We start from the raw sequence: 23815 nt of genomic DNA, 5'->3' as shown, positions 1-23815 counted from the left end.
ACCGGACATAATATTATCAATGAGCAATTACCAATTACCAATTACCAATTACCAATTACCAAACATGAAACGTTCAGCTTGCCTAATTTTTAATCCCGTCGCCGGTAACAGCGACCCCGACCAAGACTTAGCTAGAATTCAGGAACTTTTAGAGCCTTTTATTGACTTAGATATTCGGCTAACAACCCCAGAATTAGACGCAGATCAAATCGCCCGCGAAGCAGTTGCTAGAGGAGTTGAGGCAATTATTGCTTGCGGGGGCGACGGCACATTATCCGCAGTTGCTGGGGCGATTGTCGGCACAAATATTCCTTTAGGAATTATTTCGCGAGGAACTGCTAATGCTTTTGCTAATGCTTTAGACATTCCAAATACAATTGAAACCGCCTGCGCCACTATTTTGGGAGGGTTGACGCGGGTGGTGGATGCGGCGATTTGCAACGGTGAAATGCCGATGGTTTTATTAGCTGGAGTGGGTTTTGAGGCGGAAACTGTCGAATTAGCCGATCGCGAAATGAAGAATCGCTGGGGAATGCTGGCTTACATTTTGTCTGGAATTAAACAGTTAAACAATTTAGAAAGATTTGAAGCGGAAATCGAAACCGAAGATAGAATTATCAGCCTTACTGCTGTGGCGGTGACAGTGGCGAATGCAGCGCCGCCTACTTCCATTTTAGCTCAAGGCCCGGCGGGGATTGTTTTTGATGACGGCTTGCTGGACGTGACGCTGGTGGCACCTGAGAATAAAGCTGGGGCGATCGCAGCTTCTTATCACTTATTGCAAACAGCTTTGAGTGGCAATCCTAGCGATCGCGACGACATCGGTTATTTGCGGGCCAAAAAAATAAAAATTACTACCGATCCGCCTCAGAAAGTAGTTGTAGACGGTGAAATTTTCGGCATGACTCCGATTACTATTGAGTGCATTCCAGGAGGTTTAACTATTTTTGTACCGCGAGTTGAAGAACCGCCAGTCGTGGAAAAACTCACCGGTTTAGCGGACATCGAAATTACAATTAAATCCTTAATTTAAACTTTTTAGCGACACAAATAATCAGAAAGACCGCAGGGGCGGTCTTTTGTTTTTAGGCTTCTAAAATTTGGCGAATCCGACGCTCCAAAAGTTCGAGATCAAGTCCACCTTCATCGCGGCTAATGCGGCGCACGGTGACGTTAACATTGCTCAAATCTGCCAGCAAATCTTGGAGGATTTCTTGTTGCTGCCGAGCTTGAGTTATTTCGCGCGGTTCCTGCACCAAATCGCGAACGATTGTATCTTCAGCGCGGGAAGCAACGATCGGGTCTGCTTCGCCGTCTACGTGTACGAAAGTGCGCCGACCAGGCCCACGTTCATCTTCAATTGGGATTACTGCTGTTACCCGATCGGAGCGTACATATTTACCAAATCCGAGGTGGACTAGCACTGATGATTGTATTTTCATAGATAGCAAGTTTTATTTGTTAGTTATCTATATTCTAACTTTTATAACCATGAAATAACAACTAATGTTAGAGATAATTTTACTACGATATATGTCGGTTGTTTATCTGTTTTATAGTTGTCAAATTGAGTAAAAAATGCTAATATTTAATATAAGAGCTCAACAGTATCATATCCATTTCGGTTGGATCGGAATTATTTAACCACAGAGAGCGCAGAGAACACAGAGAAAGATCGGAGAGATGAATGATTCCTATGTTGACAGGTTTGATATCATTCAATATCTGGGTTAAATCAAATAACTAAATAAAATATGATTCCACAGTCCTCTTGAGAGAACTTTCGCTATGAGACAGGGGTTGAAACCCCTGTCGGACTATCGGAATATGGCAAATCTCGGACTGTCGGTGCGCGACAGTTGGCTAATGCGTTAACATAGAATGAAAGCAATTTGCGATTTTGAGATTCGAGAATGATTCCCACCGATAAACAGGAAAGCCTAAATCATGCTAATTAGTCTCGACTTAGTTATCAGCCTCGTGACGGCCATTCCCTTCGGCATCGTCAAAGACAAGCTTCAGCGCAACGAAGCTGTAATCAAATTATTAAAAAAATTCAACCTCGACCCCGACGCGCCGCCAGCAGATTTTAGCGGAGTTTATGTTTATACTTTAGTAGAATACGGCGCAGGCAAACCCAAACAAATTTTAGAACTGTTTCGCCAAAAAGAAATTGAATCAGCATTTCGCAAAGCTTTCGAGTCCGATAGCCCAGCCATTTTGATTCAAGCAGGCGAATATTATCTGAACGAGTCTGCTTTGGGCAAGGAAATTCGTGATTTAGGCATTGATCCCAGACGGGAATTCATGGCATTTGCAGCCGTGTTTATGGAAGTAGCAAAGCGGACGCGGACGCTGGGAGATGTGATGGTGGAAAATTCGCTCGCCTCTTTGCAAAAACGCCTATGTATGGTAATGGATCGCATCGAACGCCTTCCCACGCTGGAAGGAATTCGCACCGAATTTGCGCGGTTGGAATCTCAAGATTATCCCGCACTTCCGCCCGCCGAATCAACGAAGATTCAAAAGTCTCAAGCTTTTATTTTATCGCAACAAGTTCGAGGTTGGTTTGAGACATTAAGTTATCGGTTTGAGAAATATGAAATTTGGGAAGATAACTATTTTGAATGGATTATCAATGTTCCCGTCAGACGCAATCGGTACGATCGCATTTTAGTGCGCGGAATTGCCGGAGAAGCCGGACTCAAGGACATTTCGGCCTTGCGCGAGTCGGTGGAAAAACAGCGCACCGATGAAGGATGGTTAGTCACCGCCCGCCGCATCAGTCGCGCCGCGCGGGATGAAGTAGAGAAACCAGAAAATAGTAATTTAGCTTGCTATACCTTCGATGAATTGCTCGACCAAGATGCCGATTTTACCGCTTATCTCGATTGGCTAGAAACGGAAATTACGAGCCGGGAAATTAATACAAAATACGTGCCGCTAGCTTGTACGAAAGAAGAAATCGATCCCGATACTCACCGCAAGATAGGCGTGAGTCATTATGACGGGCGAGATGGCTGGATCGAAGGTTATATTGATTTGTGGTTGAATGACCCAGTAAAAGAACATATTTCAGTTTTAGGAGAATTTGGGACGGGGAAAACTTGGTTTGTGATGCACTATGCTTGGATGGCGCTGCAACGCTACCGAGATGCTCAAAAGCGCGGTTTGGAACGTCCGCGTTTGCCGTTAGTAATTCCGCTGCGAGATTACGCGAAAGCCGTTAGTGTGGAGTCGCTATTTTCCGAGTTTTTCTTTCGGAAACACGAGATACCTTTGGCGGGTTATTCGGCATTTGAACAACTGAATCGCATGGGCAAATTTCTGTTGATTTTCGACGGTTTTGATGAAATGGCCGCTAAGTGCGATCGGCAAGAAACCATTAACAACTTCTGGGAACTAGCAAAAACCGTCGTTCCCGGCGCAAAAGTCATCCTCACTTGCCGTACCGAACACTTTCCTGAAGGCAAGGAAGGACGGGCATTGTTCAATGCAGAACTGCAAGCGTCAACAACCATTTTGACAGGTGAAATTCCCCAATTTGAAGTATTAGAATTAGAGAAATTTAACGACGAGCAAATTGGGCAAGCGCTGTCATTTCAAACAGAAGCCGCGACTGTCGAAAAAGTGATGGGAAACCCGCAGTTATTGGATTTAGCGCGCCGCCCGGTGATGACCGAGTTAATTTTGGAAGCATTGCCGGATATTGAAGCTGGAAAACCAGTCGATATGTCGCGGATATATCTGTATGCGGTGCGGCGGAAGATAGAGAGAGATATCAAAGCTGAACGCACTTTTACTTCCTTAGCAGATAAGCTTTACTTTTTGTGCGAACTGTCTTGGGAAATGCTGTCAACCAACCAAATGAGCCTGAATTATCGCGGTTTTCCCGATCGCATCCGCAGCTTGTTTGGTGCCATCGTGCAAGAGGAAAAAGACTTAGACCACTGGCACTACGACATGATGGGTCAAACGATGCTGATTCGCAATGCTGATGGCGATTATACTCCGGCGCACCGTTCGTTATTAGAGTTTTTTGTCGCTTATAAATTTGCAGCGGAATTGGGAGTTTTGGCGGCAGATTTTACCGAATTAGTTGCGCCTGAACAGTCTTGTGTAAACCCGAATACTGAGGCTCAATTATACACTTGGTCTAATTATTGTCAGCTTCAGGCCCAGAAGAGAAATAACAACGAACTTATCGCCCCCTTGCAGGGATTTGTTGCTGAAAATTTAAGTAAACTTCGTCAGAGTTTCGGACAAGCGCCACTGACGAAAGCTGTGATGGATTTGTTATTGCCAATGGTAGGGGCGGTGCCCCCGTGCCCGCCCGCCCCTGGTTTAGGGGCAACCACCGAAAGAGGGGCAACCACGGGGGGATTGCCCCTACTAGAAATTCTGGAAGCAACGCGGGGTCAAACTGAAAGTGAGGTAGGTTATGTGGGAGGGAATGCGGCGACGCTGTTGGTGAAAAAGGACAATGCTGCTTTGGAAGGAAAAGACCTTTCTCATACCATTATTAAAGGTGCTGATTTTACAAAGGCTAGCTTGCGGCGTGTCAATTTGACTGATGCAAATTTAGCAGAGTCTGTTTTTGCTAAAGCCTTTCGTACAGTTAATTCGGTCTCATTTAGTCCAGATGGCAAACAATTTGCTACAGGTGGTAGTGATGGTGTTGTTCGTTTGTGGGATGCAGTCAGTGCCGAAGAACTTTTAACTTGTCGCGGAGGGAAAAATTCAGTGCATTCAGTTGCTTTCAGTTCGGATGGTGAATGGCTTGCCAGTGACAGTGTTGACAATAGTATCAAGCTTTGGGATAGTCATACAGGAGAATGTTTGCGGACTTTCACCGGACATGAAAATTCAGTGCGTTCTGTTGCTTTTAGTCCCGATGGTGAATGGCTTGCCAGTGGCGGTTATGACAAGACTATCAAGCTTTGGAATAGCCATACAGGAGAGTGTTTGCGGACTTTAAAAGCACATAAAAATTCTATAAGCTCAGTTACCTTTAGTCCCGACGGTGAATGGCTTGCCAGTGGCAGTTTTGATAATACTATCAAGCTTTGGGATAAGCATACTGGAGAATGTTTGCGGACTTTCACCGGACATGAAAATTCGCTTCTTTCAGTTGCTTTCAGTCCCGACGGTCAATGGCTTACCAGTGGCGGTTATGACAAAACTATCAAGCTGTGGGGCAGCCATACCGGAGAGTGTTTGCGGACTTTCACCGGACATGAAAATGGGGTGAGTTCAGTTACCTTTAGCCCCGACGGTGAATGGCTTTCCAGTGGCAGTTTTGACAATACTATCAAGCTTTGGGATAGGCATACTGGAGAGTGTTTGCGGACTTTCACCGGACATGAAAATGGGGTGAGTTCAGTTACCTTTAGCCCCGACGGTGAATGGCTTTCCAGTGGCAGTTTTGACAATACTATTAAGCTTTGGGATAGGCATACCGGAGAGTGTTTGCGGACTTTGACCGGATATGAAAATGCGGTTTTTTCAGTCGCATTCAGTCCCGACGGTGACTGGTTTGCGAGTGGTAGTAGTGACAATACTATCAAGCTTTGGGATAGGCATAGCGGAAAGTGTCTAAAGACTTTCAAGGGACATAAAAATAGAGTGAGTTCAGTCGCATTCAGTCCCGATGGTCAATGGCTTGTCAGTGGCGGTTGGGACAACACAGTTAAACTTTGGAATATCCATACTGGAGAGTGTATTAAGACTTTCACAGAACATAAAAGTTGGATTTATTCAGTCGCTTTTAGTTGTGACGGTAAATGGCTAGTTAGTGGTAGTTATGACAATACTATTAAACTCTGGGATAACCATACCGGAGACTGTTTTTTGACTCTCACCGATCATGAAAATAGGGTTCTTTCAGTCGCATTCAGTCCCGGTGGTGAATGGCTAGTCAGTGGCAGTGGTGACAATGCTATCAAGCTTTGGAACAGTCATACTGGAGAGTGTTTGCGGACTTTCACCGGACACAATGATTGGGTGAATTCAGTCACTTTTAGTTTTGATGGTGAATTGATTGCAAGTGGCAGTGATGACTATACTATCAAACTTTGGGATAGCCATACCGGAGAGTGTTTGCGGACTTTCACCGGACATGAAAATTCGGTTTATTCAATCGCCTTCAGTCCCAACAATCAACAGTTTGCAAGTGGCAGTAATGACAACACTATCAAGCTTTGGGATAGCAATACTGGAGAGTGTTTGCGGACTTTAAGCGGACATGAAAACACCGTTCTTTCAGTCGCATTCAGTCCCAGCGGAGAATGGCTTGCCAGTGGTAGTCGTGACAACACGATTAAACTTTGGGATGTCAATACACGGGAGTGCATCAAGACTCTCACAGACGGACTTTATGAGGAGATGAATATCACGGGTGTTACGGGTTTAACGGAAGTTGAAAAAGCCACGCTCAAAGCTTTAGGTGCTGTGGAAAATTGATCGTCGCAAAGGAGGAATTATGCAGTCAGCAATACGGATTACAACCAAAGTTCTTGCAGGAAATAAACTTGAAATTCAAGTGCCGCCTGGATCGGTGGGCGAAGAGGTTGAAGTTTTTGTGATTATACCAGAAAAGCCTCAAGGCGGGCGGCGTAAGGTGTTGGAATTGCTGACAGAAATCCGCAGCCGTCATGTTTCCAGAACTGTTGAAGAAATCGATCGGGAACTTCAAGAAGAAAGAAACTCATGGGACAACTAAACCTACCATCCTCTGCTACAATTTACTTGGATACACAAGTCATTATTTACACCGTTGAAGCTAACCCGAATTACTATTCGCTGCTTCAACCCTTGTGGCTGAAGTTTCAAACAGGTGAAATTGAACTTATGACCAGTGAATTGACTTTACTGGAAACCTTAGTTTTCCCTCTGAAAAATGCTGACACTATCTTAGTCCGTGACTACGAACAACTGTTATTATCCTCAGAGATACAGCTAGTTCCCATCACTCAATCTGTACTAAGAACAGCAGCTAATTTAAGAGCCAATACCAATCTCAAAACCCCTGATGCTATTCATGCTGCGACAGCTATCAGTGAAGGTTGTACGCTGTTTCTCACCAATGACAATGGATTTCGTAATGTTCCCAATCTATCTGTCGTCATCCTGAGTGATGTTTTGGCATCATAATTATAGGCGATCGCAAAACTTATCCGATCGCAAATTCACTCAATTTTCGCATAATCGGCGGGTCAAACCCAAGTACAATGTCTTCTTTAGGAACTCCCAACTCAACCAGTTCGTTAGCAATACCCACCTCCGTACCATCCTGCTGAATCCAGATTTTATTGTCCATAATATCCAGGTGCAAAACCGGGCCATAAACTCGCCGCTGATTGCGCCATCCCACATAGATTAATTGATAATGGTCGCGCTCGATATCAAAGATAGTTTGAGCCTGAATTCGCTCATCCCACACCAGACTAGCGTGTTGGGAGAGCAGATTTTGGATGTGCTGCCGATAAAGGTTTACATCTGCCATTGTGCGATTGACTCCTGTTCTATATCATAAACAATTAAATGAATTTGATTTTGTTGAACTAAAGACTGAATAAACCCCATTGTGAAAAAACTATCATAAACATTGGTGGGTACTGCTAGGTATAAAATGCGGTCAGTTTCTTGTTTTTGTAAAGCGGCTCGATAACTAATGAATTGTCCTAAAGCTGTGTAAAATAGGGATATTTTGGATGGACCAGTAAAGCTTTTGATTTCAACGGCTATTTTCTGTCCATTTTTTTCGGCTGCAACCACCTTTTCGGCACCCAAGTCGATGTAAAGTTCTAAAGTTCCTGCTTGTAAAGTGTATGGATCGTGAGTAATCTGCCATCCATCTTTCTGGAGAGCGTTTTTAACGACTTCGTGAAAGGCATCTTTAGCAGACATAGCTTTACTGACTCGTTGTATTTAGTATCTTGGATAGTTGTTGTATTTTAATTATATACGATTTGCAGTAAATTCCGCTCGAACTTACGCGCGGGTCATCAGAAACCGGGTTTTTTCGATAATACTTCGTTGAGGCCAGCAGATTCGGCCAAAAACCCGGTTTCTAAGATACCCTACTGACTAAATTGTTGAGCGTAATAACGAGCATAGCGATCGCCCTTTTCCAGCAACTCCTCGTGCGTCCCTGATTCCACAATTCTGCCTTTTTCCAAAACTAAAATCCGATCGGCTCTGCGGACAGTAGCCAAGCGGTGTGCGATAATAAACACCGTGCGATCGCGCATCAATCTTTCCAGCGCTTCCTGCACTAAACCTTCAGATTCCGAATCCAGCGCCGATGTCGCTTCATCCAAAATCAAAATTCTGGGAGCGAGCAAAACTGCACGGGCGATCGCAATTCTTTGTTTTTGTCCGCCAGACAAATTTACACCCCTTTCTCCTACCCAAGTTTGATAACCGTCGGGAAACTCAGTAATGAATTGATGGGCGTTAGCAATTTGCGCCGCTTTTTCAACATCTTTTAGCTCATAATAAGATTGACCAAAAGCAATATTTTGAGCAATTGTACCCGAAAATAAAATCGTTTCTTGCGGTACAATTCCGATTTGCCGGCGCAGAGTATTTAAGGTGACATCTTGAATATCAATACCGTCAATTAAAATCTGTCCCGCTTGCGGATCGTAAAATCTGGGTAACAAGTTTACTAAAGTAGTTTTACCCGCACCGGATGCACCAACAAGGGCGATCATTTCTCCCGGAAGTGCCAGTAAACTCATGTTTTGCAAAATTGGAACCCCCCCTTGCCCCCCCTTATCAAGGGGGGGTTGAGGGGGGTAGGCAAAATTAATGTTGCGATATTCGACTTTACCTGTAACGCGGGGAAGTTCGATCGCCCCTGGCTTTTCGACGACTGCGGGTTGAATAGCTAAAAGTTCAAAAATGCGATCGCTAGAAGCTTCTCCCTGCTTGAAATCACCGTAATTTGCAGTTGTAATCGCGATCGGGTCAATTAAAAGTGCCACCCCTGCGATATAACTGATAAATTGAGTACCTGTGAGATTTCCTTGAGAAATTTGCCAACCTCCCAGGAAAAAGAGCAAAATTACGCTCATCGCTTCCAAAAAGCCAACTACAACGAACTGAAGTGCTTTTATGCGTTCCGACAAATACTTAGCACGGCGGTTTTGTTCAGATTCTTCTGCAAAGCGGGCAATTTCGTAATCTTCAGCCACAAATGCTTTGATTAAACGAATGCCGCTGAATACTTCAGTCAGCAAAGCGGATAAATCAGAAATGCGATTTTGACTTTGCCGCGAGTAACTTAGCAGTTTTTCGCCAAACCAACCAATTAAAATAGCCATCAACGGTGCGATAATTAATGCACCTAAAGTTAATTGCCAGTTGAGATAAATCATATATCCCAGGACGGCAATTAGCTGCAAAACACAAGGAATAAACTGATGAAAAAATTTATTTACGACTTCGCCAATGCGGTCAATATCTTCGGTGAGGCGGTAGGATAAATCTCCGGTTTTGGCAGTTTCAAAGTAGCCGAGATTGAGGTTTTGCAGGTGTGCGTAAACTTTTTTACGGATTTCTAAAGCAATAGTCAAAGCTGCTTTTGCCATCAGCGTATCTTGACCGTACTGGGCCGTACCGCGAATCAGAAATATAATGGCGCTGAGTGCAGCAATTTGACCGAATCCTTGTAAATCTCCTTTTCCTATAAATTTTGCTGTTTCGCCAACCAGCCACGCGATTATCGGCCAAAATATGGTAAATACTACGGTACAAGCTAATGCTTTACCGATGGTTTGTTTTTGGGGACGGAGGTAAGGTAAAATTTGCCAGTATGTCGATCGAGTTTTCAAGATATTTTGCCCTCGCAAATTCTGTTTTTAGAGATATCTGAGCCAGAATATAATATCAGCGATCGGGCAAATCGCCACAATCAATCTAGAGCATCTGCATAAGTCGCCTGCACCTTAGCCCCTGCGACAACTGCGCCCCGAAAGGTAGCGGACTCTCCGGGTGCAATAGTAGCTGGTTGAGCGTCAATAAATCCGTTATCAATTAAATTACCCGACTCGTCCAAAACTTCATAATTGACTTTGACATTTTTGATGATTTTGCAGCCTTGATTCAAAACTTTACCGCTGAAAAAGTTGCCGTCATAATTTGCCTGTGCAATTGAAAGTTTTGCCGCAATGTTGGCACCGGCAATGCAAGTTTGAGAAGTTTCCGAATTGGGTTGTTTTTCGCACAACTTGCCTAGGTCTACTATTCTACCATCGGGAGTTTTTAGGTAGCAAAACGGCTCGTCAATTTGAGAGTTTTGGGCCATGATATCTGTAGAGTATGCAATCAAAGGGCAAGCCGATATCGGTGAAATTAGCAAACTTGATAAAGCTACGGTTAAATGTAAAATTTTCATATTTATTCGGGATTTTCTGAGATTAATTATACAAGATAATTCAAGACGATTCACTTAAGACCGATCCCCCCTAACCCAATACGGTTCACTTAAGACAGATCCCCCCTAACCCCCCTTGAAAAAGGGGGGGACAAGAATGCTCTCAAAGTCCCCCTTGCTTTCGGGGGATTTAGGGGGATCTCCGGCGCATAAATAGTGTTAAGTAAACCGTATTGCCCCTAACCCCCTTAAAAAGGGTGGGACAAAAGTCAGCGTCAAAGTCCCCCTTGCTTTCGGGGGATTTAGGGGGATCTAGACTTCGATTAAAACCAGTGTCTGCAATTACTGGATTATCTAATACTCGGATTCCTATTTCTAAGATTCCGAGATCCGGGAACTTTTCGACTCGGACGGCGCTGGTTCAAACTGCTCGCACTGCGAGTATTCAAAGCATCTACAGAACTTGTCAAACCCAAATCTTGTAAAATTTCAAAAGCCGCCCTTTGTCCGGTTTCGCAACCGCCTTCCATATAACCTTGATTTTCCAGCGAAGTGTGTTCTCCGGCAAAATATAAGTTCCCAACTCGTTCGCCTTCAACGCCGTACATTTGCGTCCACTGCCCGACTAAATAGCAGGAATAAGAACCTTTAGAAAAGCGTTCTCCCGGCCAATAAGCTCGTACAGCTTTACCCGATCGCAAATTTCTCACTCCGGGAAAAACTCTTTCAAATTGGTTCAAAAATCTTTGTGCTTGGTCTTCTGGAGTTCCCGCACCGATCGCCAAACCCTGCTTTCCTCCTGTAAAATTAGTAACTAAACCGTTACCAGTAGGAGCAAAAGGCGTAGATTCCCAGCTATTTTGGAATCCTAAATCGGTATAAACAGAAGCAGTCGATTGATAAGTTTCTCGCCAAATGCGGCTGCGGTAGCCGGTAATTAACTTAGAATTGGTACCGTAGCCTAATTGCTCGATCGCCCTGCGCTTCGGTTGTGGCAAAGGTACGTTAATTTTAACATCTCGCAGAGTGCTAAACGGCAAAGTTAACAAAACTCGCTCGTAAGTGCGCTCGAAGGCGCTTTGTCCCGATCGCAAATTTACCCGATAGCGGCCATCCGGCAAAAGAGTAATCGCTTCCAAAACCGTCCCCGCCTCGATCGAACCAGACAATTGACCCGCCAAACGGTTGATAATTTGACTATTACCGCCGTCAATTTGATAGCGCTGGTCGCTGTTGCCGAACAATTCCAAACTGTCAGCTTCAGCACCGATTAAAAACAGCAGATTTAACGCCGACTGTTCTTCGGCATCTCTGCCGTATTCCGTTATGTAAGCAATGCGGAGCAACTGCCGGACAATCGTGCTAGTATCAGCTCCATCGAGATATTGAGCGATCGAAAGATTGTCCAATCTTTCCGCAGATTCCGTAAAATCAAGATAGCTAAATTCATCTCCGACTGCTTCCAAATCAGCACTAATTTTAGTGGATAGCGGCGCAAAATCTGCGATTAATTGTTCGAGAGAAAAGCGTCGCCCATCAAAGAAAAAAGTATCCTTCACCAATCCCTGCTGCACTTGGATGACATCGATCGCCCGCAAACCCAATTCCGTCGCCAGCGAGATTAAAGTAGTATGACCGGTGTCAATAAATTCTCCCCCCAACTCCGCCGAAATCAGCGTTCCAGCCACCTTGGAACCCGTGCGAATCCTCCCCCCCACGCGGTTAGTTGCCTCAATAATATCGGCACGCACGCCCGCTTGACGCAAGCGATAAGCCGCCGTCAAACCCGCAATTCCCGCACCCACAACCAAAATGGGCGATCGTCCACCTTGTTGAGCAAAAGCTCCCTCCCGGGTAAAAGTCGCAGCAGCTACAGCCCCCGCAGCAGCTAAACCCCCGTGCAGCAACTGGCGCCGAGATATGGGAAAATTAGAACTGCGCTCCGTCAGCATCCCCAGCAGTTCATCAGCCGGAATGCCCGTTTCCCGAGACTTTTGGGCAATACTCGCAGCGCGGCGCAGCATTGCCATCAGTGCAGATTTAGCCATAATTGAGCCACCCTCACAAAACTTCGGTGTAAACTGGATTGTCGATCGAATTTGATTATGCACTTTCCAGACTAAAGTACAAAGAGATTTTTTTGAATAATGCTAACCCTCAGAACACTGTTCGACAGCAAATTTTATCTCGAAAGCAACCCCGATGTCGCCGTAGCAGTTGCCAGAGGCACGGTATCGAGCCCCTTCGATCACTACCGAAAAATTGGCAAATTTGAAAATCGCGACCCGAATTCCCTGTTCGACGCCAGCTATTATTTAGAAACCAATACAGATGTAGCGGTATCAGCCAAACTCAATGGCTTTTCAGCAGCCGATCACTTTATTAGATTCGGTCAATTTGAAGTTCGCAACCCCAACCCATTCTTCGATGTTAATTTTTATCTAACAAGCAACCCCGACATTCAGACAGCAGTCCAAACAAATCAATTTACCCCATTTGAACACTACTTCAAAGCCGGTCAATTAGAAAACCGCAAATCCAGCGTTTTCTTCGATCCCAGCTTTTATCTAGAAAAATATCCGCTGGTAGCAACAGCAGTCAATAGCGGCGCAGTTAAAAGTGCGATCGACCACTACATTCAATTCGGTCAACAAGAAGGACTGTTGAGCACTCTCCCCGATCCCGCCGACAACTTGAACGCAGCACAAAACCTAGAAATTCTTGGAGAAATTCAAACTGCGAGCGATTTTGTGGGCGCTTCTGAACCAGCCGACATTTACAGTTTCATCCTCAATACTCCCAGCCTTTTCAGTGTAACTGTTGACGGTTTGAGTGCAGATGTTGATGTAGAATTAATTCAAGATCTTAACGGCAACGGCGCAGTTGGATTAGACGATCTTATTGCTTCGTCTAACAATTTAGGCACGGCTTCAGAAACAATTGTCAGCAATGGAGCTTTGCCTGCGGGGACTTATTTCGTCCGCGTTTCTCAATTTCAAGGCGATACAAATTATGACTTGAGATTGCTGTCCGCTCCCTCAGTAAAACCGCCCCAAACTTAAAATCGAATTAATATATAGCAAGCCTAAATCAGTCAAACAAACACACACTTCTCCTCTCTTCCTTCGCGGTCTAGCGCTTACGCGCGGCTTCGCTGTTCGTAAAAAAACATCTGGTTCACAAATGATTTAGACTTGCTATAAAACTGGCTGCAAAAAGGGCGAGTGGCAATTTGCCCAGGTTTCACTTATTAGTTGCTGGCCCGCCGGGAGAGGGCAAAGATTGAACAGGTGTCGGAGGCCAATTAGAGCGACTTCTGGTGAGAGTAGTAGACACCAAAGCATAGCCCAAAACAGCAGGAAGCACGATCGCACTCAGAAACACGATCGCCGCCGCCCAACTCATCGCATTCGAGATCGGGCCGTAATGAGTGCGGTAAGGGTCAAAGGTTGGTAAATTAGGCATCGGGGCATCCCGCAGCGCGATCGGACGTTTGAAGCGCACCCGCCTGTCGTCGAGCTTTTCGAGCAAAATCCAGCCAACTTCCGCCTCTTCCCGACACAGCTTGTTAAAAATCGCAGGATTGCGGAACAAATCGTTGCTAGCCCGGACAATCTTGTACTCCCAAACCGTCAAATCAACAGGATTGGGATCGGATTTGGGATTGCCCTTGGATCGCGCATTTTCAGGCGCATTAAAATTATCTTCTTGAGATTCGTACCGAGTCAAAACTTCCTCCTCCTCATCGCATTTTTGCCCCGCATCCAATTGCTCGTGGTTCACCAAAAGACCCACAAGCGCAGCCTCCAAGCCGAGACTGCCAATCATCAAACTCCAAATCAGAATTTCAACCATAAAAGTTAAAAATTAAAAACTCAAAAGACTCGCTTTTAACTTTCAATCTTTAATTTTTAAATAGCCTTCTACCACACAATCTGCACCCACTGTGCGCCAAGAAACCCGCTCTAAAGTCAAAGCCTCAGTCATTGCCGAAAACCCCAAATCTCCCACAGGAGTTGGAGCATCTTGACCCCCGACAATTTTAGGAGCAATAAAAGCCATAATTTTTTGAACTGCACCCTCAGTAATTGCCTGAGCCGCCAAAGTGCCACCGCACTCCCACAGTACAGAAAGAAAAGATCGATCGTACAAATAAGCCATAACATTAGTCGGTGTCAGCGGCGAGAGCTCCACAACCTCCACCCCTTTGGCGATCAAAAATTCCTGAAATTCCGGGTTAACCCCAGGCTCAGTCAGCACCAAAGTAGCCGCCACAGAGGTTTCCCACAACCAAGCCGACTTCGGCAAATCCAGAGTGCGGCTCATCACCACCCGCAGGGGATTATTCCTATCAGGCTGGTGGCTCGTCAGTAGGGGATTGTCCAGACGCACCGTATTTCCCCCAACAATCACAGCATCGCAGCCGACGCGCACCCGGTGTACCTCACTCCGAGCCTCCTCGCCTGTCACCCAAGCGCTGTGGCCGCTAGTGGTAGCAATTTTACCGTCCAAAGTCATTGCATATTTCAAAATTCCAAAAGGCCGGCGGTACAAAATTCGGTGTACGAAAGCCTCGTTGAGTTTTTGGCAAGCTTCCCCTTCCACTCCCGCCACCACTTCAATGCCAGCCTCTCGCAACCGGGCTAGCCCAGTTCCAGCTACCAAAGGATTCGGATCGACCATGCCAGCCACTACTTTTGCCACCTTGGCCTTAACTAAAGCTTCCGAACACGGAGGAGTCCGGCCGTAGTGGTTGCAGGGTTCCAGGTTCACGTAGACAGTCGCTCCTTCGGCGAGTTCCCCCGCTTCCCGGAGCGCAAAAACTTCGGCGTGAGGTTGACCGGCACCGGGATGAAACCCTTCGCCGACAATCTTGCCGTCTCGGACAATTACAGAACCGACAAGGGGGTTGGGTGCGGTTTTGCCGAGAGCACGGCGGGCCAATTCTATGCAGCGGCGCATCATGGCTCGATCGAACTCTTGAACTTGGCTGTTGTCCAGTTGTTTGGTAGATTGCTGCTGTCGATTAGCTGAATTGGCGATCGCTTGAGCGTCCGCCGAAAAAGTTTCCATAAGATTTTGCTATGATATCTATCCCTGAGTGTACTGACTTTGATGCTAATTTTGGCTGCGAACCGACGATCAATTGCTGCTGAGGCACACTGTACGTTACCAAGAGTAAGCGGGCAATTTAGGGCGATCGACCCCCGCAGACCCGATCGCATAGCTTTAAGATTAAGAAACAATAGCAGGTGCTTGAGAAAAGAATGAGTCAGGACATGAAGCGGGAATTTGCCAGCCGCGACGAATTAATAGCCTACATAAGCCAACAGTTCCCCGAAGCCGCCGCCCAGGATAGCAACGTACCCGCAACTCTAGGCGGGCGCAAAGCAGCCGAGACAGCGCTGCAACAAATTGACCCCGGCAACTACGCCTCAACCCGCAATTTCCTCAACGGTGCGGTAACGCGCTTGTCGCCCTATTTGCGCTACGGCGTTTTGAGTCTTGCCGAAGTCCGGGATGCCGTGCTGGAGAAGGTGCGGCATCCAGAAGATGCTGTGAAACTTGTCAATGAGTTGGGTTGGCGGGATTATTGGCAGCGACTGTACGCCGAATTGGGCAACGGGATTTGGCAAGACCGGGAACCCTACAAAACTGGTTACACTGCTAAAGATTACAGCGAAACTCTCCCGCAGGATGTCGTCGAGGGATCGACTGGTTTGGTTTGCATCGACAGTTTCAGCCGCGAGTTGCGAGACACTGGTTATTTGCACAATCACCAGCGGATGTGGACTGCCGCTTATCTCGTACACTGGCGCCGCGTGCGTTGGCAAGCCGGAGCTCGCTGGTTTTTACAACATTTGCTAGATGGAGATCCGGCGAGCAACAATCTTTCTTGGCAGTGGGTAGCAAGCACTTTTAGTCACAAACCTTATTTTTTTAATCGGGAAAACTTGGAGCGTTACACTAAGGCGGTTTATTGTCGCGATTGTCCTCTCTACGGGCAATGCGATTTTGAGGGAACTTACGAATATTTGGAAGGGCAGTTGTTTCCTTCGGGAGAAAAGGTCGATCGTAGCGGCGGTTCTAAAAGTTGGCAAGGCCCTAAAAAAGGTAGCAGAAATTAAAAAGTCAGTAGGCAATTGTCAACTGTCAACTGTCAACTGTCAACTGTCAACTGTCAACTGTCAACAATTACTAATTTATGAACAATCCGATTATTTGGCTGCACGGCGACTGTTTGAGTCCTGAAGGCCCCGCTTTTCAAGCGCACCCAGAGGCACCGGCTATCTGGGTTTGGGATGATGCACTCATTGATGAATGGCAGTTGAGTCTTAAACGAATGGTGTTTATTTACGAATGTTTGCTGGAGTTGCCGGTAGTTATTCGGCGGGGCGATGTGGCTGCGGAAGTTATCGCTTTTGCGATCGAATCCGGCGCGAATCAAGTGGTGACGGCGGAAAGTCCCAGTCCTCGGTTTCAGGATATTTGCCGGGAAATTAGGCGATCGCACCCCGTAGAAGTTTTGCCACCCGAACCCTTTGTCCGCTACGATGGTTACATTGATTTAAAGCGTTTTTCCCGCTACTGGCGCGTTGCTGAAAAATATGTTTTCTAATTGGTAACTATAAATTGGTAACTATAAATTGGTAACTAGAAATTGGGAATTGGGAATTGGTGTTAAATCCATTAAATCCTGTACACTGCTCGTTGCCGAACTTCAACTCCCCTTCAAACGCTCCAATAGCCATTGAAATCTCGATTCAGCCAAATCGGGATTTTCGACATTTTCCGGGATAGAACCCTCGTCGTCGGGTTCTTGATATATTAAACCATCACTATCATCGCCGAAGCGTTTGACTGTACCCCGCAGTCTCGACGACAGAAATTTGGTAATCGCCCGATAAAACCGCAGGGAAAAAAGCACGTCTTGCTCGAGTTTTTCAGTTAGCAGCCGCCGGGGAATTGACAGGATGAGGCACTCTTCAATTGCCGTGACGCTAGCAGAAGGAAGCCTCCCGTCTACAAAAGACATTTCGCCCAAAACTTCGCCGGAAATAATTTTTCCAATTTCTTTTTCGCCCAAAGATGATACAGCAACGCTCAAAGTTCCCTCCAGAACTATGTACAGGGCGTCTAAGGGCTTACCTTCGGTGATCAGAGTTGTGCCGGGGAGGACTTGGGTGCGGGTGCTGTTGGCGAGCATCCAATCGATGTCGCGATCGCTCAATTCGCCTAATATGACTAGAACTTTGCTCATAAAGTCAGGTTGAGATGAGATAATTTGTATTTTTTTTACTTGTTTAGTTGCGTGCTGTTGTTAGATGGTCAGACCCTGAGCGAAAGCGAAGGCTAAACTTTACAAATAGAACACTAAATTTTACACAATTTTCATAATATTCAGTAATTTTGACACGATCGAGCCACAAATATTTCTCGGATCGGTGGTATTATTCTACATTAATTGTCATGGACTGTGCAGCAGCCGATCGCGTTGTATTAACTGCACTTGCTGTGGATGGCCCTGCTGCCAAAACTGTTTTGAAAGCTTGTTGTCTCTTGGTTTCGAGCTGGTGCGCCCTCAAAAACCGGGTTTTTCCGGCGTGGCGGAGAGTGCAGCGCCCCCAAGTACAGTATTGTAGAATGCAAGCCAGACGCACGATCGACCCCTCAATTAAACAGGATTAAGGGTGAAATCATCCCTAGGATTGATTTTTAGCCGATCGCTCTGTAAATTAAAATTAGCTTCTAAACCCACCGTCCGTTCTTGCATCTAATCAGCTTGAGAGTTGACTATTCAACGGTAAAATGGCAATCTAGGAACAACACAACTCATATTTGTGTCTTTTTTCAGCAAAGCTCTCGACGGTCGCCCTCAAACACTTACACTTTTAACACACCCTTCAGTGAGGAGTTTCTATGAATAGTCTATTTTCCAAGTCTACTTTTGCGTTAATAAATCTTGCAGCTTTAGCTGTTTGTTGCAGTACCATGTCAGCGAAAGCTGAAACTGGCAACTTGCCCGATGTCGCTACAACTGCAACAATCGCAGCTCAAAATATTGACCAAATTTCTGAGCCTGCGGCAACTTCAGCAGTTAAACCCGACGCAGAAACAACGGCTAGTAATAAAAAAATTGATTCGATCAGTTGGAGCGAACTAGCAGAAGCGGCAGAGCCAGTCGCCTCTGAACCTACTGCCAATTTGCAAGTATCTATTGCTGCACCAGAAAAATCGGAAGCAGCAACATCGGAAATTGCTGAGACAGAAACAGCGCCAAATACCTCCACTGCTGCTGAGACTGAAAATTCGGAAGAAACCGCTAAAATTGCTGATAATGGTGTCAAAGAGCAGTCAACAGTCGAGACTGCAAAAAAGAGCGATCAACCTACCTCAATTGTTGCCGAGAGCAATAATCTTGAAGTAACAGCAACGAAGGAAGAAAAAGAAGTCAAAACAGCACAAGAATTGTTGAGCAATCCTGTCAGCACTTCCGCCTCAGCTTTGACAAACCAACCGAAAGTTGCTGAAAAACCCGCAACTGTCTCGGAACCGACTCAAAAAGTGGCTCAAGGAACTCAAATCCGACCAGGCCGAGCTACTCGTTCTGGGCCCAGCTACATCGGCATTGGTGGCAATCTAGGTTTTGGCGGAGATTCAGCCTTAGGCGACGGTTCATTTGCGATTATTAGCAAAATCGGTTTGACGAACAATTTCTCGGTGAGACCGACTGTTTTGTTCCGCGACAACTTAGCTTTTCTAATTCCCGTTACCTACGATTTTGTATCTCAAGAGACCGTCGAAGTCAGCGAGGATTTTGTGATTACTGCTGCTCCTTATGCAGGTGCTGGCGTGCTAATTTCTACCGGCGATGACGGTAATTTTGGCTTCCTGATTTCGGGGGGTGTAGATGTGCCGCTGTCGAGAAATTTTACAGCAACAGCGGGACTGAATATTGGTTTTGTTGACGGAGCTGAAGTGGGATTGTTAGTCGGTGTCGGCTATACGTTCCCGAATATTGCCCGGTAGTGTTGCTGTTTGAGCAAACGCAGGACAAATAAATAGGCGCGGGGTTGGCTGTAGGAATACAGTCAACCCTTTTTGATGGTAGAAAATCTGCCAATTCGATCGATCTAGGGTACGCCACAACCAGAGAGGGGCAAGATTGATTTTTGTGAAAGATATAATGATGGTTGGATCGATTTTATATCTTGTACCATTTTCAATCAGCTTTTTATGGACGGGCTCTCCTGCCCATCCCACAATTAAATTCACTGTTTGTGGAACAGGCCGGACAGCCTGTTCTTGAAAATGGTGCAAGATATGAGATCGATCGCGCTTGCTCACCAATCACCCCAAAAAAACCGTGACCAAAACAGAAATCTTAGCCGCACTCAAAACTCTGACAACAGAAGAACGCCTAGAAATCATCGAAACAGCTTCGCAGATGATGCGCGAAGAAATCGAAGCAAAAGCCCAGCGCAAAGCCGAGAAAAAGCGGCAACTCAGAGCCGCAGCAGAAGCCGCAGTCCTAGATTATATGCCGGGAGGTGTTTTACATGATTTGTGGTCGCCAGACAGCGAACCATATTTTGAATCCGAGGAAGAATACCTAAGCGCAGGGATCAAAACTAATGCGTAAAGGCGAAATCTGGCTGGTTACACTTGAACCTACTGTTGGGGCTGAAATTGGCAAAACCCGTCCCGTAGTTATTGTCAGCGATGAGACGGTGGGAATTTTGTTGCTGGAAGTTATTGTTCCCATCACTGACTGGAAAGAGCGATATACACCGAGAAATTGGATGGTTCGACTAGAACCCAGTGGCGAAAATGGCTTGAGTAAAGTCTCAGCCGCCGATTGTTTTCAAGTCCGTTCCATTTCCCAACAAAGGTTTGTCCGACAACTCGGAACCCTTTCCGAGACAATTATGGAAGAAATTGCAGAATCACTGACAATTGTTCTGGATCTGGATTGAATAACTAGGCAACAACGTACAAATAGTGTTATTTATAGATAGATTGTATGGCGCGATGGCCTTAAATGATTCCTATACAACTTACACTCAAAAATTTTCTCAGCTATCGCGAAGCTGCTTTAGACTTTCGCGGCCTGCACACCGCTTGCATTTGCGGGCCTAACGGTGCTGGCAAATCCTCCCTTTTAGAGGCGATCGCCTGGTCGCTTTGGGGCTGTTGTCGCAGCGATACAGAAGACGATATCATTCATATCGGCGAAACTGACGTGCGCGTTGATTTCACTTTTTCCACCGGCGGCCAAATCTACCGGGTGATTCGCAACCGCAGGCGCGGACAATCGGGAAGTTTAGAATTTCAAGTTAGCTTGAATGCTGCTGAAACTCAGGATCAACTCTGTTTTCGCACCCTCACCGACAAGGGGCTGAGAAATACTCAGCAGAAAATTCTCGAACATATCAAATTAGATTACGATACTTTTATTAACTCGGCGTATTTGCGGCAGGGGCGTGCTGATGAGTTTATGCTCAAAAAGCCGATCGAACGCAAACAAGTTTTAGCCAACCTGCTCAAACTCGACTCCTACGATACTTTATCCGAACAAGCCAAGGATACGTCCAAACAATTTAAAGCTCAAGTCGAAGTGCTCAAACAGAGTTTGCAAACCGTACAAGAGCAACTGCAACAAAAAGAGGCAATCTGCGACGAACAAATTCAATTGCAGCAAGCAACCGATTTGCTTCAGCAGCAGCAGCAAGCCGACACAACCGAGTTACAGCAACTGCAACTCCAGCACCACAACCGTCAAACTTGGCAAAAACTCCTCGTCGGCCACCAGCAACAGCACTACAATATTTCTCAAGAATGCCGCCGCCTGCAGCAAGAACTCGCTGCAGCAAAACAGCAGCAAAATGATCTACAAGCCCTCCTAGGACAAGAAAAGGAAATAACAGCAGGCATCGCGTATTTCCAGAGCTTGCAAGCCACAGAAGAAACACTGGCTGGCAAATTCAAAGCTAACCAACAAGCCCAAAATCAGCGTCAGCAATTGCAAGAACAGCAGCGGCAAGAACTGAGCTTTTTGCAAAGCAAAATTCAGCAGTTGCAAGCTCAGTTAGAGGTTTTAGAACAGGATGAAAAAGAGGTTCTAGGTGTTCTCAAACAGCAGCCGGAGGTTGACAAAGGACTCGCACAGTTGCAAGCAGTTCGATCGCGCATCAACGAACTCGACCAACTGCAATTGCAAGTTTCGCCCCTGCTACAACAGCAGCAGCAAAAGCAACAAAAGCTCGATCGCGCCCGCGCCGGTTTAACAGCCCGCTTAGAGGAAATCAACCGACAGGTGCAAGTTCAGCAGCAGCAGCGACAGCCGCAATTGCAGCAAGAAATCTCCGCCATCGCCAATCAAATTTTGCAGTTGGAAAACAAGCGAGTTTATCAAGAACGAGTCCGCGAGAAAGGCCAGGAAAGGCACAGTTTTCTGGAAAACCTGCAAGCCAAAAGCCGCGACTATCAAACCAGACTCGCCGAAATAGACCAAAAACTGCAACTGCTACGGAAAAATGAAGGAGAAACCAGCGCAGGCGAAGCTAAAGTCTCGAATTTTGAGGAAAACGAGCAATCGAATTCGCGTTTAATGGTGCGGGATGCAAATTTTGGCAATTGTCCTTTGTGCGATCGACCTTTAGACGAACACTACTGGAATTTGGTAGTCACAAAACACCACTCCCAACAGCAAGAAATTTGGAACCAACTGTGGGTTGTGCGCGAACAGTTGGCCGTTTCCGAGCGCGAAATTCAAGTCCTCAGACATGAATACCGCGAACTAGAACAGGAATTAGCGCCCTATCAAGAATTGCGGGAACGCCGCAGCCATTTGCAAGCACAATTGGACGGCCTGGGCCAAGAGGAAAACAGGCTGCAAAGTATGCGTCAAGATGCGGATGAAATAGAGCGGTTACTCAGTACCGGCGAGTATGCAGCCGATGATTTGGGCGAACTTCAGCAAGTCGAACAGCAACTGCAACAGCTTAATTATAGCGATCGCAGTCACTCCCTCGCCCGCAGCGATGAAAAGCGCTTGCGGTGGGCGGAAATTAAGCAAGCTCAAATCAAAGATGCTCAGCAGAAACTGAATAAAATTAATGCCCGCCGCCCGGATTTGCAAACTCAATTAGCCGCCGTACAACAACAGTTAGAACAGCAAAAAAATAGCTCGGAAATTCAGCAACAAATTCTGTCTTTAGATAGATACATTGCGGAAATTGGCTATAATTTGGAACAGCACGAACACGTCCGCAGCGAAATGCGTAAAACGCAGTTTTGGATCGCCCGCGCCGAAAAATTGCGATCGGCAACTGTGCAGTACCCGCAAGTGCAGCAGCGGGTTAATGAAATTGCTAATTCCATCGCCGTGCGCGATCAAGATTTGCAAGCTGTCAGCGCTCAAACTTCCGCGATGAATCAGCAGTTACAAGAACATCCCGATCCAACTGTTCGCATCAGCGCCGTAGAACAGCAAATAAGCCGCCGCCGCCAGCAGCTAGACCAACATTTGGGAAGTCTCGGACGCCTCCAGCAGCAGCAGCAAAATCTGGAAAATTTGCAAGTTCAGCTAGTAGCTCAAAAAGAGCAAATGCAAGTTGCTAAACGCCAATACCGAGTTTATCAAGAGTTGGGTCAAGCCTTTGGCAAAAACGGCATTCAAGCTTTAATGATTGAAAATGTTTTGCCTCAACTAGAAGCGGAAACTAATCATGTTTTGTCGAGATTGAGCGCGAATCAGTTGCACGTTCAATTTATTACTCAGCGGGCGGCTGCTGCTAAAAAATCAACTAAGTTGATTGATACTTTAGACATTTTAATTGCTGATGCTCGCGGGACTCGCCCCTATGAAACTTACTCTGGCGGTGAAGCTTTTCGGATTAATTTTGCGATTCGGCTGGCGCTGGCGAGATTGTTGTCTCAGCGGGCTGGTACGGCTTTGCAAATGTTGATTATTGATGAGGGATTTGGGACTCAAGATGCGGAAGGGTGCGATCGGCTGATTGCTGCAATTAATGCGATCGCTCCTGATTTCGCCTGTATCCTCACCGTCACCCACATGGCGCAGCTCAAAGAAGTTTTTCAAGCCAGGATTGAAGTAAGCAAAACTGCTCAGGGTTCTTGCATTAACTTGTCGGTTTAGATATGGTTATACCATTTTCAATTTTTGATTTTCGATTCAAGATCGGACGTACGGTTGAAACCGCGTCTTGTCAAACAAAACCCGGATGGTGCGCGGGTTGAAGATAAGACTGTTTATTCCCCGGAGATCCCCCTAAATCCCCCTTAAGAAGGGGGACTTTGACAGCACTCTTGTCCCCCCTTCTTAAGGGGGGTTAGGCAGGGTGGATTAATTGTCAGGGGGGAATGTAGAATAGAAGAGGTAATCAAGTCTGCCCTGTCCGGGTAGACTAT

At 46.1% G+C, this 23815-nt stretch carries 21 protein-coding genes; 12 read left to right on the top strand and 9 right to left on the bottom strand.

Annotated features, from left to right (window positions below; translation table 11 throughout):
* Positions 1 to 19 precede the first annotated feature (19 nt).
* Positions 20 to 1033 (top strand): YegS/Rv2252/BmrU family lipid kinase, encoded by a 1014-nt coding sequence (locus tag QUA58_RS22025; protein WP_333395943.1) that lies wholly within the window; start codon positions 20 to 22, stop codon positions 1031 to 1033.
* Positions 1034 to 1085: 52 nt separating this feature from the next.
* Here QUA58_RS22025 and QUA58_RS22020 read toward each other — a convergent pair whose 3' ends face one another.
* The gene (locus tag QUA58_RS22020) at positions 1086 to 1442 is read right to left on the bottom strand and encodes a hypothetical protein (RefSeq protein WP_333251909.1); all 357 of its coding nucleotides are present in this window, start codon (positions 1440 to 1442) and stop codon (positions 1086 to 1088) included.
* A 505-nt stretch (positions 1443 to 1947) separates the two neighbouring features.
* On the opposite strand from QUA58_RS22020, the gene QUA58_RS22015 reads away from it, so the two are divergent.
* From QUA58_RS22015 to QUA58_RS22005, 3 genes are read left to right on the top strand one after another with little or no spacing between them, the layout of a single operon-like run.
* Positions 1948 to 6462 (top strand): WD40 domain-containing protein, encoded by a 4515-nt coding sequence (locus QUA58_RS22015; RefSeq protein ID WP_333395941.1) that lies wholly within the window; start codon positions 1948 to 1950, stop codon positions 6460 to 6462.
* A 19-nt stretch (positions 6463 to 6481) separates the two neighbouring features.
* Positions 6482 to 6721, top strand: a complete 240-nt coding sequence (locus QUA58_RS22010) for a hypothetical protein (protein WP_333395939.1) — start codon at positions 6482 to 6484, stop codon at positions 6719 to 6721.
* Complete coding sequence (locus QUA58_RS22005; protein WP_333395937.1) at positions 6709 to 7152, top strand: type II toxin-antitoxin system VapC family toxin; 444 nt, start codon at positions 6709 to 6711, stop codon at positions 7150 to 7152. Before QUA58_RS22010 ends, QUA58_RS22005 begins: the two co-directional genes overlap by 13 nt.
* Positions 7153 to 7171: 19 nt before the next feature.
* On the opposite strand, the gene QUA58_RS22000 is transcribed toward QUA58_RS22005, so the two are convergent.
* From QUA58_RS22000 to QUA58_RS21980, 5 genes are all read right to left on the bottom strand, one after another.
* Entirely contained in the window at positions 7172 to 7504 is a 333-nt protein-coding gene (locus tag QUA58_RS22000; protein ID WP_333395936.1) for a XisI protein, read from the bottom strand.
* Positions 7492 to 7908, bottom strand: a complete 417-nt coding sequence (locus tag QUA58_RS21995) for an element excision factor XisH family protein (RefSeq protein ID WP_333395934.1) — start codon at positions 7906 to 7908, stop codon at positions 7492 to 7494. Before QUA58_RS21995 ends, QUA58_RS22000 begins: the two co-directional genes overlap by 13 nt.
* A gap of 173 nt (positions 7909 to 8081) precedes the next feature.
* Positions 8082 to 9839: an ABC transporter ATP-binding protein gene (locus QUA58_RS21990; RefSeq protein WP_333395931.1), complete on the bottom strand. Its 1758-nt coding sequence runs from the start codon at positions 9837 to 9839 to the stop codon at positions 8082 to 8084.
* An 80-nt stretch (positions 9840 to 9919) separates the two neighbouring features.
* Positions 9920 to 10402: an FxLYD domain-containing protein gene (locus tag QUA58_RS21985; RefSeq protein WP_333395929.1), complete on the bottom strand. Its 483-nt coding sequence runs from the start codon at positions 10400 to 10402 to the stop codon at positions 9920 to 9922.
* A 329-nt stretch (positions 10403 to 10731) separates the two neighbouring features.
* A complete protein-coding gene (locus QUA58_RS21980; protein WP_333251903.1) occupies positions 10732 to 12429 on the bottom strand; it encodes an NAD(P)/FAD-dependent oxidoreductase in 1698 nt (565 codons plus the stop codon).
* 99 nt (positions 12430 to 12528) lie between these two features.
* Between QUA58_RS21980 and QUA58_RS21975 the strand changes: the two genes are divergently transcribed.
* Positions 12529 to 13443 (top strand): PPC domain-containing protein, encoded by a 915-nt coding sequence (locus tag QUA58_RS21975; RefSeq protein ID WP_333395927.1) that lies wholly within the window; start codon positions 12529 to 12531, stop codon positions 13441 to 13443.
* Between the two features lie 181 nt (positions 13444 to 13624).
* Here QUA58_RS21975 and QUA58_RS21970 read toward each other — a convergent pair whose 3' ends face one another.
* Both QUA58_RS21970 and ribD read right to left on the bottom strand, forming a co-directional pair.
* Positions 13625 to 14236 carry a hypothetical protein gene (locus tag QUA58_RS21970; protein WP_333251901.1) on the bottom strand — a complete coding sequence of 204 codons (612 nt, stop codon included), beginning with the start codon at positions 14234 to 14236 and terminating at the stop codon, positions 13625 to 13627.
* Positions 14237 to 14278: 42 nt separating this feature from the next.
* On the bottom strand, positions 14279 to 15454 hold the full coding sequence (ribD, locus tag QUA58_RS21965; protein WP_333251900.1) for a bifunctional diaminohydroxyphosphoribosylaminopyrimidine deaminase/5-amino-6-(5-phosphoribosylamino)uracil reductase RibD: 1176 nt from the start codon (positions 15452 to 15454) through the stop codon (positions 14279 to 14281).
* 194 nt (positions 15455 to 15648) lie between these two features.
* On the opposite strand from ribD, the gene QUA58_RS21960 reads away from it, so the two are divergent.
* Positions 15649 to 16509, top strand: coding sequence for an FAD-binding domain-containing protein (locus QUA58_RS21960; protein ID WP_333395925.1), 861 nt, complete (start codon positions 15649 to 15651; stop codon positions 16507 to 16509).
* A 77-nt stretch (positions 16510 to 16586) separates the two neighbouring features.
* A complete protein-coding gene (locus QUA58_RS21955; protein WP_333251897.1) occupies positions 16587 to 17000 on the top strand; it encodes a hypothetical protein in 414 nt (137 codons plus the stop codon).
* 102 nt (positions 17001 to 17102) lie between these two features.
* Here the strand turns inward: QUA58_RS21955 and QUA58_RS21950 are convergent, their stop codons facing one another.
* Positions 17103 to 17642 carry a cyclic nucleotide-binding domain-containing protein gene (locus QUA58_RS21950; RefSeq protein ID WP_333251896.1) on the bottom strand — a complete coding sequence of 180 codons (540 nt, stop codon included), beginning with the start codon at positions 17640 to 17642 and terminating at the stop codon, positions 17103 to 17105.
* Positions 17643 to 17791: 149 nt separating this feature from the next.
* On the opposite strand from QUA58_RS21950, the gene QUA58_RS21945 reads away from it, so the two are divergent.
* From QUA58_RS21945 to QUA58_RS21925, 5 genes are all read left to right on the top strand, one after another.
* Positions 17792 to 18070 carry a hypothetical protein gene (locus QUA58_RS21945; protein ID WP_333395923.1) on the top strand — a complete coding sequence of 93 codons (279 nt, stop codon included), beginning with the start codon at positions 17792 to 17794 and terminating at the stop codon, positions 18068 to 18070.
* A gap of 231 nt (positions 18071 to 18301) precedes the next feature.
* Positions 18302 to 19411, top strand: coding sequence for a hypothetical protein (locus QUA58_RS21940; protein WP_333395920.1), 1110 nt, complete (start codon positions 18302 to 18304; stop codon positions 19409 to 19411).
* 337 nt (positions 19412 to 19748) lie between these two features.
* The gene (locus QUA58_RS21935; protein ID WP_333395918.1) at positions 19749 to 20024 is read left to right on the top strand and encodes a hypothetical protein; all 276 of its coding nucleotides are present in this window, start codon (positions 19749 to 19751) and stop codon (positions 20022 to 20024) included.
* Positions 20017 to 20358: a type II toxin-antitoxin system PemK/MazF family toxin gene (locus tag QUA58_RS21930; protein WP_333395916.1), complete on the top strand. Its 342-nt coding sequence runs from the start codon at positions 20017 to 20019 to the stop codon at positions 20356 to 20358. The genes QUA58_RS21935 and QUA58_RS21930 overlap by 8 nt, the downstream gene beginning before the upstream one ends.
* Before the next feature lie 65 nt (positions 20359 to 20423).
* Positions 20424 to 23543, top strand: a complete 3120-nt coding sequence (locus QUA58_RS21925) for an AAA family ATPase (RefSeq protein WP_333395914.1) — start codon at positions 20424 to 20426, stop codon at positions 23541 to 23543.
* Positions 23544 to 23815: the final 272 nt, after the last annotated feature.

The organism is Microcoleus sp. N9_A1 (genome assembly GCF_036701795.1).
In the GTDB taxonomy this organism is placed as follows: Bacteria; Cyanobacteriota; Cyanobacteriia; order Cyanobacteriales; family Microcoleaceae; genus Microcoleus.
Note: the sequence above shows the minus strand (reverse complement) of the source record. Positions and strands in the feature narration are given on the sequence as shown.